Annotated in this window: 12 protein-coding genes; 3 read left to right on the top strand and 9 right to left on the bottom strand. The window is 34.0% G+C overall.

Annotation, left to right across the window (positions count from 1 at the left end):
• Positions 1-97 precede the first annotated feature (97 nt).
• Positions 98-835 carry an ABC transporter permease gene (locus Q0856_RS13945; RefSeq protein WP_298506014.1) on the top strand — a complete coding sequence of 246 codons (738 nt, stop codon included), beginning with the start codon at positions 98-100 and terminating at the stop codon, positions 833-835.
• The gene (locus Q0856_RS13940) at positions 835-1,602 is read left to right on the top strand and encodes an ATP-binding cassette domain-containing protein (protein WP_298506011.1); all 768 of its coding nucleotides are present in this window, start codon (positions 835-837) and stop codon (positions 1,600-1,602) included. The genes Q0856_RS13945 and Q0856_RS13940 overlap by 1 nt, the downstream gene beginning before the upstream one ends.
• Here Q0856_RS13940 and Q0856_RS13935 read toward each other — a convergent pair.
• From Q0856_RS13935 to porV, 9 genes are all read right to left on the bottom strand, one after another.
• On the bottom strand, positions 1,599-3,065 hold the full coding sequence (locus Q0856_RS13935; RefSeq protein ID WP_298479503.1) for a DUF389 domain-containing protein: 1,467 nt from the start codon (positions 3,063-3,065) through the stop codon (positions 1,599-1,601). The genes Q0856_RS13940 and Q0856_RS13935 overlap by 4 nt on opposite strands.
• A 6-nt stretch (positions 3,066-3,071) precedes the next feature.
• Positions 3,072-4,151, bottom strand: coding sequence for a mannose-1-phosphate guanylyltransferase (locus Q0856_RS13930; RefSeq protein WP_298479505.1), 1,080 nt, complete (start codon positions 4,149-4,151; stop codon positions 3,072-3,074).
• Between the two features lies 1 nt (position 4,152).
• Positions 4,153-4,755, bottom strand: a complete 603-nt coding sequence (locus Q0856_RS13925; RefSeq protein ID WP_298506009.1) for a SprT-like domain-containing protein — start codon at positions 4,753-4,755, stop codon at positions 4,153-4,155.
• Between the two features lie 27 nt (positions 4,756-4,782).
• Positions 4,783-5,463, bottom strand: coding sequence for an SDR family oxidoreductase (locus Q0856_RS13920; protein WP_298506007.1), 681 nt, complete (start codon positions 5,461-5,463; stop codon positions 4,783-4,785).
• The gene (locus Q0856_RS13915) at positions 5,463-6,506 is read right to left on the bottom strand and encodes a M28 family peptidase (RefSeq protein ID WP_298506005.1); all 1,044 of its coding nucleotides are present in this window, start codon (positions 6,504-6,506) and stop codon (positions 5,463-5,465) included. Before Q0856_RS13915 ends, Q0856_RS13920 begins: the two co-directional genes overlap by 1 nt.
• Positions 6,507-6,590: 84 nt before the next feature.
• Positions 6,591-8,198, bottom strand: coding sequence for a pyruvate dehydrogenase complex dihydrolipoamide acetyltransferase (locus Q0856_RS13910; protein ID WP_298506003.1), 1,608 nt, complete (start codon positions 8,196-8,198; stop codon positions 6,591-6,593).
• A gap of 4 nt (positions 8,199-8,202) precedes the next feature.
• On the bottom strand, positions 8,203-9,201 hold the full coding sequence (gene pdhA / locus Q0856_RS13905) for a pyruvate dehydrogenase (acetyl-transferring) E1 component subunit alpha (protein WP_298479519.1): 999 nt from the start codon (positions 9,199-9,201) through the stop codon (positions 8,203-8,205).
• 202 nt (positions 9,202-9,403) lie between these two features.
• Positions 9,404-9,886, bottom strand: coding sequence for a cytidine deaminase (locus Q0856_RS13900; RefSeq protein ID WP_298506001.1), 483 nt, complete (start codon positions 9,884-9,886; stop codon positions 9,404-9,406).
• A 304-nt stretch (positions 9,887-10,190) separates the two neighbouring features.
• The gene (gene porV / locus Q0856_RS13895) at positions 10,191-11,339 is read right to left on the bottom strand and encodes a type IX secretion system outer membrane channel protein PorV (protein WP_298479525.1); all 1,149 of its coding nucleotides are present in this window, start codon (positions 11,337-11,339) and stop codon (positions 10,191-10,193) included.
• Positions 11,340-11,747: 408 nt separating this feature from the next.
• Between porV and gldJ the strand changes: the two genes are divergently transcribed.
• Positions 11,748-13,412, top strand: a complete 1,665-nt coding sequence (gene gldJ / locus Q0856_RS13890; protein ID WP_298479528.1) for a gliding motility lipoprotein GldJ — start codon at positions 11,748-11,750, stop codon at positions 13,410-13,412.
• Positions 13,413-13,423 lie beyond the last annotated feature (11 nt).

The raw sequence follows: 13,423 nt of genomic DNA, 5'->3' as shown, positions 1-13,423 counted from the left end.
AGGTAAAAGTAAATAAAATACCTCTTAAAAAAATTAAATGGAAGTTAAATGACAAGCTTTATTGTTATTTTTACGCAAAGAAATATATATTTAATATATGAATTATATAGCGTCAATCGGCAGTTATGCTTTAATGATAAAGGAGGTTTTTAAAAAACCTACCAAATGGAGCATAATGAAATCTTTGATTCTCAAGGAAATTGATGAACTTATTTATGGTTCTTTAGGAATACTTATTTTTATCTCCTTTTTTATCGGTGGTGTAGTTGCTATACAAACAGCATTAAATATAACTAGCGAATTAATTCCTAAAAATTTAGTGGGCTTTGCCACAAGACAATCTATTATTTTAGAATTTGCCCCTACATTTTGTTCTATTATAATGGCAGGCAAAGTGGGCTCGTATATAACATCCAGTATTGGAACAATGCGAGTTACGGAACAAATAGATGCTTTAGAAGTTATGGGCGTAAACGCCTTAAACTATTTAGTCTTTCCCAAAATTATTGCATTAATGCTTTACCCCTTTATAATAGCCATAGCAATGTATGTTGGTATATTCGGAGGTTGGTTTGCCGGGGTTTTTGGGGGTTTCAGTACCAGTGCAGATTTTATTGAAGGCCTTCAGCTAGATTTTATTCCGTTTCACATAACGTATTCTTTTATAAAAACAATAGTGTTTGCCTTTGTACTAGCTACCATTCCATCTTTTCATGGCTATTATATGAAAGGCGGTGCACTAGAGGTAGGAAAAGCTAGTACCACCTCTTTTGTTTGGACAAGTGTAGTCATTATAATATTTAATTACATACTAACGCAACTCCTTTTAGGCTAATGATAGAAGTAAATAATATTCACAAATCTTTTGACAAAGCCCATATTCTTAAAGGTGTTACGACACTTTTTGAAAAGGGGAAAACAAATTTAATAATAGGACAAAGTGGTTCTGGCAAAACTGTTTTCCTTAAATGTTTATTAGGCCTTTTTATTCCCGAAGAAGGAAATATTTCCTATGACGGTAAAGTCTATACGGAACTAACACAAAGTGAACAGAGAGATTTAAGGCAAGAAATGGGGATGGTATTTCAGGGAAGTGCTTTATTTGATTCTATGACCGTTGCTGGCAATGTAATGTTTCCGTTGGAAATGTTTACTAAACAAGGAAAGTCCGAAATGCAGGATCGTGTAGATACCGTTTTAAAGAGAGTGAATCTAGTCGATGCCCATCATAAATATCCATCAGAAATTTCCGGGGGTATGCAAAAAAGAGTAGCTATAGCTAGAGCCATAGTAATGAACCCTAAATATTTATTTTGTGATGAGCCGAACTCAGGATTAGACCCTAAAACAGCTATTATTATTGATAATTTAATTCAAGAAATAACGCAAGAATTCAATATCACTACCGTTATTAATACGCATGACATGAATTCTGTTATGGAAATCGGAGAAAAAATTGTGTTTCTTAAAAATGGTCTAAAAGAATGGGAAGGTTCTAAAAATGAAATATTTAAAACGGATAATAAAGCCGTAACCGATTTTGTATATTCCTCTGACTTATTTAAAAAGGTACGTCAAATGTTTGTAGAGGAACGAAATTAATCTTGAATAATCTCTTTTAACTGTATAGTACTGTCTTTCAGTCTTAATATTAACCATGCGTGCAGTTTCTTAGTATCTGCCTCGGTTTGAAATCTTTTTGCTTCTCTTTTCCATTGTATTTCAAAAACAGGAATAGTATCCAATTTCGTAAAATTGGTTTGTATTTTCGGGGAAAAGCTTAAGGCTTCCAAATTCTCATAATTCGTTTTTGCCTCTAAACTAATATTTTCAAAAGGAATAGAGAACTTACCTAATTTACTTAATGTTTTTTCTAATAGCTGGATTCGAGCATCTTTATCTATTAATTCGGTTTTTTGAGATTCATATAATTGATCCACATATTTCAATTGATCTACTTGCTCATTTTTTGCACCTTGAATAATATGTAATTCTGCCCCCTTTAATCTTGCAAAATCTTCATCCTCATTCTTTTGTTTTTTCCATGTAGCAATAATATTATCTGGTATTGTTTCATTACCCATAAAAACCAACTCAATAAACGGCTCCTTTCCTCCATTAAATTCTATATCAGTAAAATCTTCCATAAACCTACCAGAGCCAGAAAATTGGTAAGGCGCTACTTTTTCTGTAATAAAACTCTGCGCCTGTTTTTTAAATAAAGATTCTTGTAGCGCATCCCAAAAAGTCATTCCCGCAGGTATCATAACCAAAATCGCTACTAATGATGCTATTCTTCCTATACGCCTTCTTTTTTGAGAGTTTGCGTAGCGTACCATTGGAAAACGCAAAAGTTTTAAAACTAAAAAGGTTGCTAACGCTATAAATATTGTATTTATACTAAATAAATACATTGCACCTAAAGCATATTCATAATTGTTTATTGCCAAACCAAAACCGACGGTACAGAGCGGAGGCATTAAAGCTGTTGCAATAGCAACACCAAAAATTACGGATGCCATGGTTCCTTTTTTAGCTCTGGCAATTACCAATGCTAAGCCTCCAAAAAATGCAATAAGAACGTCTCTAATATCTGGAGCAGTACGCGCCAAAAGCTCTGACGATTCGTCTCGAAGTGGAAATACAACAAAAAATAAATAAGCAGTTAATATACTTAGAACTACCATTACAGCAAAGTTTTTCAAAGATCGCCGTAAAGTATCTACATCGTTAATTGCAAGGGACATACCTATACCTAAAATAGGCCCCATAAGAGGTGAAATTAACATGGCGCCTATTACTACTGCGGTAGAATTTGCATTTAAACCTATAGAAGCAATAAAAATAGAACAAATTAAAATCCAAGAAGTATGCCCTTTAAAAGGTATATCTGCGATAATAGCTTCCTTAGTAGCTTCTAAGTCTGTGTTTTGGCGAATATCTAATAACTCTTTCAGAAACTGTTTTGCACTTCCAAGAAGTCCTTGAAAGTCCTTTTTTACCTCTTCGCTATTAACCTCTTCAATAACACTATTAGAATTTTCTTGATCTAAATTTTCACTCATAATTAATTAAGCGTACTCATCTCCGAATTTTTCTTTAACCTTATTGAGTACCTTTTTTATATCTTGTTCCTTCGTTTTAGGATAAATTAATAAAACTTCTTCTTTATCTACAATAATATAATCATTTAAACCATCAACAACAACAATTTTTCCTTTAGGAGAACGAATCATATTCCCTTGGGCATCTTCTGTTAAGGCTTTACTATTTACAACAGCGTTGTTTTCTGAGTCTTTATCTAACTTATCATATAAAGAGCCCCATGTACCTAAATCGTTCCAATCGAATGTTGCTGGTAAAACAAAAATGGACTTAGATTGCTCCAAAATAGCATAATCAATAGAAATATTTTCTGCTTTAGGATAATTTTCATTAATAAAATTTTGTTCAGAAGAGGTGTTATAGACCGATAATCCTTTTTCAAACAATGCATATTGACTTGGCTGAAAATTCTTAAATGCATTGACAATAGTAGATACACTCCACATAAAAATACCTGCATTCCAGAGAAAATTGCCTTGGGCCAAAAAATCTTTAGCCGTTTCATAATCCGGTTTTTCTCTAAATTGATTCACCTCTTTTATCGCCGTCTCGCTTGTCTTATTATATTCTATATAACCAAATCCTGTATTCGGAAAACTTGGCTTAATTCCTAGAGTACACAATACATCTTCCTTTTCACATTTATCAAAACATGCTGTTACATCTTTTGCAAAAGCATCTTCATCCTCTATCCAATGATCACTTGGCGCAACTATCATAACGCCATTAGGATTCATTTTCTGAATTTTTAAAGAAGCATACAAAATACAAGGCGCAGTATTACGCATTGCAGGTTCCAATACTACTTGATTTTGAGTTACCATTGGCAACTGTTCCAAAACCAAATCATTATACCTTTCATTAGTAAGAATAAGTATGTTTTCTGTTGGTACAAATTTATTTAAACGCTGAAAAGTTTTTTGGATTAATGTCTTTCCTGTTCCAAGCATATCATGAAATTGCTTAGGATATTCCGATGTACTAATTGGCCAAAATCTTGAACCAACGCCTCCCGCCATTAAAACGGCATAATAATTCTTATTCATACTAATCTTTTATTAATTCTACCTCTGCATTTGGTTGAAACAAAAACATCCTACCAGTTGCGAGTTCTATGCACTCTATTCTTTTAACTCTTCTATTTCCTTTTTTGTATAATTTACCATTATAAATTCTGAAAATACTGCCTATTGGTATTTCAAAAACGTAAGAATTTTCTGATTGTTGTGCGTCATACTTTTTTAATGCTATAAATAATTTTTCATCTGTACTGCTACTAGCCTTTGGATTTTTAAAATGTCTTGCCAATAACGGCAATATATTCGATGGGAAAATTTCTGGCCTTATAAAAGGCAACATTAAGTATTGAAAAGTACGTTTCCACTCCGTACCATGAGGTTTTATAGCTCTTCCGTATTTTTCAAAAGCCACTAAATGCGCAATTTCATGCACAAGAGTTATCAAAAACCTATATTTGTTTAAATTAACATTTACCGTGATTTGATGTTGTCCATTGGACAACCTCCTATAGTCTCCGTGCCGTGTAACTCTTTCGTTTACTATTTTAAGATGTACTCTATTTACTTTAATAAGCTGTAAGCACATAACCACAGCTCTTTCCGGTAAATATTTTATTAAAGTACTCTCCATTTTAGTTAAAATAAAATTCAATCAAAATTATGGTGTACTATTAGACACTTGAAGCATTTTACCGTTATAAAACTTGTGACCGTTTATAGCAAACTCCTTAATATAAGACGCCATTTCTAATGCGGTCGTTGGCGCTACGTATCCAGGAAAAGCTTCTTCTAACATTTCCGTTTGCACAGCTCCCAAAGCAAGAACATTAAACGATGGTCCAGTTTCTTTAAACTCTTCTGCCCATAACTCTGTTAAAGTTATTACTGCTCCTTTACTAGAGCTATAAGCCGATAAGCCAGAAAATTTTGCACTTCCCTGCACACCTCCCATAGAGCTTATCGTAACCACATGACTATTTTTAACCATAAAAGGCAACACCGCTTTTGTAATTTCAGCAACTCCAAATACATTAACCTTGTACACTTCATGAAACTCTTCTGCTGTAGTTTCTAAAAAAGGTTTATTCAATAAGGCTCCCGCATTATTTATTAACACATCCACGGTTTTCCAATTATCTTCTAAATAAGACCTAACTGTTTGGATGTCTTTTTCTTCATTTATATCAAAAGGAAATGTCTGAATTAAACTATGATTCAATTCTTCAATTGGTTTACTATTTCTAGAAAGAGCCAGTACATTATGTCCTTCTTCTGCAAAAAGCTTAGCCAGTTCAAATCCTATTCCACGACTAGTACCTGTAATAATAACGTTTGCCATTAGTAATGTATCTCTTTTGTTCTAGAATTTACTATTCCTTCTATAATTGGAATGGATGTATTTACAACATTTGCCATATGATTAAAATCCATTAACTCATTCTCATCTCCTACTTTATGATAATGCTCAAAGTTCGTGAAATCAAAAGTGCAAAAAGTCTGAGATGGCACATTAAAAGTTTCATGAAAAGGATAATTATCTGATCTTTTAAAAAGATTAAATTCTTTAGCTTTTGGAAGAAAGCCAATTACTTTTTCTCCTCCATAATTATTACTAATAGTTGCAAGATTAGATAGTTCGTATCCTGTAACATACATTAAATAATCTTTATCCACTAAAGGCACTCCAACCATTTCATAATTCAACATAGCATAAAGATTTAAATTCTTGGTCTTAAGAGTTTTTGCCAAATGCTTAGACCCTAATAAACCTTTCTCCTCCGCAGTAAACAAAGCAAATATAATGCTACGCTTATTTAATTTATTCTTTCCAAAATAGCGTGCCAATTCTAAAACAACACTGGTTCCAGACGCATTATCATTTGCCCCATTCGCAATAGTATCTTCTCCTCCCGAAAGGATACCTATATGATCATAATGTGCCCCTATAATAACATACTCATTCTTCAACACAGGATCACTACCCTCTACAATACCAACCATATTATAAGCAGCCTTATCAAAATTAGAAATGGTATCTCGGTAATTTTCAAAAAAAGGAAGCACCCCAGTTTTACTAAATTTCGTTTCAATAAATTTTGCTGCCTTTTCTATTCCTTCGCTTCCAGAATCTCTTCCCTGGAGTTCATCAGATGCCAAAAAAGCCATTATTGAGGAAATACCTTCCGCAGACGAAAATTCCACCTTTTCCGCTAAATCTTTATTAGCTATTAAAGAATTATCACTACTATCTTTATTTTCTACAATTTTGCCTTTTACCCCTTCTGGATTATTGGGTATATTGGAAGCATCAGTTTCTTTCAATTTTGTAGACCCGCAACTTACGAGCAATATTAAAATTGCAATTTGAATTATTTTTAGCATAAACTTACTTTAAGTTATAAAGATAAAAAAAGCATTCAGATAAATCTGAATGCTTTATATTCTGAGCAACATTTGCAATATATATTATGCCAACATTGTTACTGGATTTTCTAAGAACGACCTTAAAGTCATTAAGAATTGTGCTCCTACTGCTCCGTCTACCGTTCTATGATCACAAGCTAATGTAACTTTCATAGTATTACCAACAACAATTTCTCCATTCTTAACTACTGGCTTTTGAACAATAGCGCCAACAGATAATATAGCTGAATTTGGCTGATTTATTATAGAAGTGAATTCAGTAATACCAAACATACCAAGGTTAGATACTGTAAATGTACTACCTTCCATTTCAGCTGGAGTAAGCTTTTTGTTTCTAGCCTTTCCTGCTAATTCTTTTACAGAAGCACCTATTTGAGATAAACTCATTTGATCCGTAAACTTTAAAACAGGAACAACTAATCCTTCATCCACTGCTACAGCGACACCTACGCTAATATGTTTGTTATATCTAGTAGTATCACCATTCCATGAAGTATTTACTTGAGGATGTTTTTGTAGTGCCATTGCACAAGCCTTTACTACTAAATCATTGAAAGATACTTTAGTGTCCGGTAATCCATTAATTTGTGCCCTAGAAGCTTTAGCATTATCCATATCTACTTCTATAGTTAGATAGAAATGTGGTGCCGTAGTCTTAGAGTTTACCAACACTTTAGCTATAGTCTTACGCATAGAAGAATTTTTCACTTCTTCTGAGCTCTCTTCTCCTACTGGTAAAATTAATTGGGCAGCACTTGCAATTGCCGTAGTTGCTACAACTGGTTCTACGGAAGCAGATTGTGATGGAGTATACCCCTCAACATCTTTCTTTACAATTCTACCATGATCTCCGGAACCTTTTATATCTCTTAAATTAACACCTTTATCTTTCGCTATTTTTTTAGCTAGGGGTGATGCAAACACTCTTTGACCATCAGGAACAGAGGTAGCTTCATTTGCAGGAACAACTTTCGTTTCTGCTGTTTTTTCCACTGCAACTGTAGCTTCTTTCGGAGCCGCAACGGGAACCCCATTTAAAAGCCCATCTACATTCGTACCTGCTGGACCAATAATCGCCAGCAAAGTATCCACAGGTGCGCCTTCACCTTCAGCAATACCTATATGTAATAGAGTACCTTCATTAAAGGACTCAAATTCCATAGTAGCTTTATCCGTTTCAATTTCTGCCAGAATATCGCCTTCTTCTACTTTATCGCCAACATTTTTTAACCAAGCGGCCACAGTACCTTCCTCCATGGTATCACTCAATCTAGGCATATTAATAATAACTACACCTTCAGGAATTTCTACAGATTCTGTTGTTGAAACAACTTCTTCTATTGCTTCTTCAACAACAGCTGGCTCTTCAGCCGATACTCCAGAACCGTTTAATAGACCCGAAATATCTTCACCTTCATCTCCAATTATTGCCAACAAAGTATCTACTGGTGCCCCATCTCCTTCGGCAATACCAATATGAAGCAAAGTACCTTCATTAAAAGATTCGAATTCCATCGTAGCTTTATCAGTTTCTATCTCTGCAAGGATATCTCCTTCTTCAATTTTATCACCAACATTTTTAAGCCACTTAGCTACTGTACCTTCCTCCATTGTATCACTGAGGCGAGGCATATTAATTACTATTGCCATTTACTTATATTTTATGTTCTACAAATGGAAAATTTTCTTCTTCATAAACCATATCATATAATTGGTTTATTGGAGGATAATCTGATTCGTCTGCAAATTTTTCGCACTCAGATACCAAAGCTTTAACATCTTTAGCTACTTGTGCTATTTCTTCTTCAGTTGCATAATTATTCTCCTTAATTACATCTAACACTTGCGTAATAGGATCAATTTTTTTGTATTCCTCAACTTCTTCTTTTGTTCTATAATGTTGAGCATCTGACATAGAGTGACCTCTATATCTGTATGTTTTCATTTCTAAGAAAGTAGGTCCTCCGCCATTTCTTGCTCTTTCAATGGCTTTACTCATTTCTTGTGCTACAGTAACGGGGTTCATTCCATCTACAGGTCCACATGGCATTTCATATCCTAATCCTAACTTCCATATTTCTTCTGTATGGGCGGTACGAGCAACAGATGTACCCATTGCATAACCATTATTTTCGCAAACAAAAACTACTGGCAACTGCCACAACATTGCTAAGTTAAAAGTCTCGTGAAGAGCCCCTTGTCTTACTGCTCCATCTCCCATATAACATAACGTAACTGCATCACTTCCATGATACTTATCTCCAAACGCCATACCTGCTCCTAAAGGAATCTGACCACCAACTATTCCATGTCCTCCATGAAATCTATGCTCTTTAGAAAAAATATGCATGGAACCACCCATTCCTTTGGATGTTCCCGTAACTTTTCCATAAAGCTCAGCCATAACTCGCTTTGGATCTACACCCATACCTATTGGCTGCACGTGATTTCTATAGGCTGTTATCATTCTATCTTTTGTCAAGTCCATCGCATGTAACGCTCCGGCCAAAACAGCTTCTTGCCCATTATATAAATGAAGAAACCCTCTTACTTTTTGTTGAATATAAACTGCAGCAAGTTTATCTTCAAACTTTCTCCAGAACAACATGTCCTTATACCAATTTAGATACGTTTCTTTTGTGATTTTTTCCATTAATCAGGTCTTTTATTAGGATTCTATATCATTAACTAAATAAAACAAGTTTCATCTAATTAGGAAGCGCAAAAATACACATATTAATGAATGGATAAAAAAAAATGCAGTAAAACGTACAAGTAAAAATTAACCTTTAAAATAGCTTTTGTTAAAAAACGTTTTGCCCGATACAAAAAAGAATAAAACACAACTCTTTTTTTCATAAATAATTACTAGTAAAAGCTAACGGTAAAATATCTGCTATTGCATCACATTTTAACACTTTCCCCTTTTCCCCCATCAAGAGTAGGGCTATAGGAGCTTTTTGCTTAACCTCATATTCCGAAATTGCCTGCCTACAATTACCACAAGGAGCGGCAGGTTTCTCTACAACATAATTAATCGATGCTGCTGTTATTGCAATTTTTTCTATTTTAATTCCAGGATAATTAGCACCGGCATAAAAAACCGCTACTCTTTCTGCACATAAACCTGAAGGGTATGCCGCATTTTCCTGATTGCTACCTGTTACTATTTTACCATTTTCTAACAAAACTGCAGCCCCAACATTAAAACTTGAGTATGGTGCATACGCTTTTTCTCTGGCTAAAATTGCTAATTGCATTAGTTCTTTATCTCCCAACAATAATTCTTCTATGGAATCATATACAGAGATATCGAAACTTATATTTTGTTTTATCATAATTATATTCTAGTTATCTACCACGAGATAAACTTTCTAGGCATTAATTGGAAACTAATTTTTATCCCAAGATAAGCCTCGAAAACTTAAATCTTGGTTAACGTAAGTAAACTTTTTCTAAAATTAGAACATCTTCCCATAATCTGAGTAAAAAATGCTAAACAATCTTTACCTTAATATATAAAGATGCAATATCTTGGAAACGCGTTAGAACACTAAAGAAAGTTTGCTTTTATAAACCCACTAATGGGAATAAAAAAACCCGCATTACTGCAGGTTTTTTTTTATTTAGTTTTTATACTTCTTACTCATTAAAAAATTCTTCACCTAAATTAAATGTCAAAGAAAAACGTAACGTATTTTCTAGAGGGTTTCTAACTTGTGATGTGGAAAACAAATAAGATAAATCTATCTGAGCAGAGTTAAATCTAAAACCAGCCCCTAAAGTAAAAAACTTCCTAGAACCTTTTTCTTCGCTTTCATTAAAATACCCCGTTCTTAACATAAAAGAGTCTTGGTACGTATATTCCGCTCCCAACGCCCAAGTAAATTCTTTTAGTTCTTCTCCAAAACCATCTGGCGCATCTCCAAAGGATTTAAATACTCCTTCAAAAGCTCCTATTTGTTGATATTCATCATTATCCACACTATCCACATCGCCATCATTGTCAAAATCCTGAGGCGTAGGCACTAGAAGTTTATTAAATTCTGTCGTTAATCCTATGGTATTATCTTGATCTAAAATAAAATCGAAGCCAAGTCCAAATTTCAAATTAGTTGGCAAAAAATTCTCTTGTCCTCCTTCGTCATACTGAATTTTACCTCCCAAATTAGACAAGTTAAAGCCTGCTCTCCAGCGACCATCAAAGCTACTGTACGCAACCTCTCGAGAACGGTAAAAACCAGCAATATCCACCCCAAACGAAGTAGCTGCTTGCGAATCTTCTGAATTATTAGCCTGAGGAATTTTCAGATTAGACCTTATAAATCTACCTCCCACTGCCATTGAAAATGTTTCACTTAATTTTAAAGAATAGGAACCATCTAAAGCCAATTCATTTGGTTTAGCCAAAGAACCAGGGTCATTTGCAAATTGTCTTAATTCTATTTCTCCTAACGTAAAATAACGCAAACTAAGAGCAAAAGCACTTCTATCATCTATCTTGTTAAAATAGCTTGCATTTAACAAAGCTATATCCGTAATGATACTTTCTAAGTAAGGAGTATAACTAACTCCTATTCCCATTTTTCTTTCTGCAAAAGCAAATTTAGCAGGATTCCATTGTTGCGAGAAAGCGTCAGTGGAAGTGGCTACTCCCATATCTCCCATACCTGCTGCTCTAGCGTCAGACGCAATTGTTAAAAAAGGAACCGCAGTAGTAATTACACGGTCATCTTGAGCGCTTAATTTAAAAGCAAAAACGATTAAAAAAAGTAACGATAATTTTTTCATTTTACAAAAGTTGATTTAGGAATCTAATAATTAACTACAAATCTTTAACGTAGCTACTCAACAGGTAAACGACCATTTCTTTGATATCTTGTGTTGAGTAACAATATTATTTCACAATTCACTTAATAAGCTTTTTCCTACATATAATATATTTTCCAATTTAAACACAATAATTTCATAATAAAAGATTCGCTTTTACTAATAATATAACAGGATTTCCAGCGTTATCCATTTTATAACCTATCTTTTGGATATATATTTAATGTGATTTCAAAAATATTTTTAATCTATAAAATATTCTATACAAATTGCCGTTTTATATCCCGAAAGTAAGCCTAAAATTAATCTAAATACAAATTTCCATACTACTGCTTATTGTAGTAAACAATTTGAACTCAAGTCCTAATTATGAAAAAACAGTTTATTAAAGTTGTACTCTCATGTGCTGTAATAGCAGGAGGTTTTTCAGTTACCAGCTGTAAAAAGACCTCATCTTCTAAAAATGTATCGAGAGCTACCGGCTGGAAAATAAATGCAAAAGAAGGTGGTTTCCAATTCAATTCAGATTTTAAAGAGCAAGAAACTGCTCCTGGTTTAGTCTTTATTGAAGGCGGTACTTTTACCAAAGGTAAAGTACAAGATGATGTAATGCATGATTGGAACAATACGCCAACTTCCCAGCACGTACAGTCCTTTTATATGGACGAAACAGAAGTTACCAATGTTATGTACTTAGAGTACTTAGATTATTTAAAAAGCGTATACCCTCCTGAAAACCCTAAATATGCAAACATATATAAAGGAGCATTACCTGATACTTTAGTATGGAGAAATCGATTAGGTTTTAACGAAACTATGACTAATAATTATTTACGTCATCCTGCATATGCGGAATACCCAGTAGTAGGTGTTAACTGGATTCAAGCAACACAATTTGCAGAATGGAGAACAGATAGAGTAAATGAAGTAATGCTAGAAAGAGAAGGATATTTAGCTAAAGATGCTAAATATAAAGCCCTTTCTGGAGAAGATGCAGGAACTTTTAATACGGAAGCGTATTTAAATAGACCTGAATCTGTTTATAACGGACAAATAGACTCATTGCAAGGTAAAATGAAAAAAGATAGTGTTAGCAATTTTGCTAACAGAAGTAGTGGAGTAATTATGCCAGAATATAGATTACCAACTGAAACAGAATGGGAATACGCAGCTCAAGCACAATCTGGATCTAGAGAATACAACAACTATAGAGGTAGAAAAAAATATCCTTGGGAAGGTGATTATACTAGAAATGGACAACGTGTTGGCCGTGGAGACCAATTAGCCAACTTTAAACAAGGAAAAGGAGACTATGGCGGAATTGCAGGGTGGTCCGATGATGGAGCAGATATTACCGCTCAAGTAATGTCCTACAAACCAAATGATTTAGGCTTATACGATATGGCTGGTAATGTTGCAGAATGGGTTTCTGACGTATATAGACCGATAGTAGATGACGAAGTAAGTGACTTTAATTATTACAGAGGTAATATCTATATGAAAACGGCTATTGGAGAAGACGGAAAAGTAAACGTGCTTAGAGATTCTATAGTTTATGATACGCTACCAAACGGAAAAGTTGTCGCTTTAAATTTACCTGGCGAAATAAAAATGATTCCAGTTGATGAAGACGAAACTTACCTAAGAACAAATTTTTCTTCTAGTGACAATAGAGGTTACAGAGATGGTGACGCAAGTTCTTCTAGATTTTATGATAGATTCAGTGATGAAGATGAAGAAAATCAAAAAAAGATGTATGACGCACCTAAACATAGTGTGCAAAAAGATTCTTTGGGTAATTTAATACGTGAGTACGACAAATCTAACAACAGGACATCTTTAATTAACAATGAAGTAAGAGTTTTTAAAGGTGGTTCTTGGAGAGACAGAGCATATTGGCTAGATCCCGCACAAAGAAGATACATGCCACAATACATGGCTACAGATTACATTGGCTTTAGATGCGCAATGTCTAGAGTAGGTTCTAAGTCTAAAACTAAAAACAAAACAATTAGAGGAAAGAAAGCAAAATAATTTCTCTTAAA

The organism is uncultured Maribacter sp., assembly GCF_947496775.1.
Taxonomy (GTDB): domain Bacteria; phylum Bacteroidota; class Bacteroidia; order Flavobacteriales; family Flavobacteriaceae; genus Maribacter_B.
Note: the sequence above shows the minus strand (reverse complement) of the source record. Positions and strands in the feature narration are given on the sequence as shown.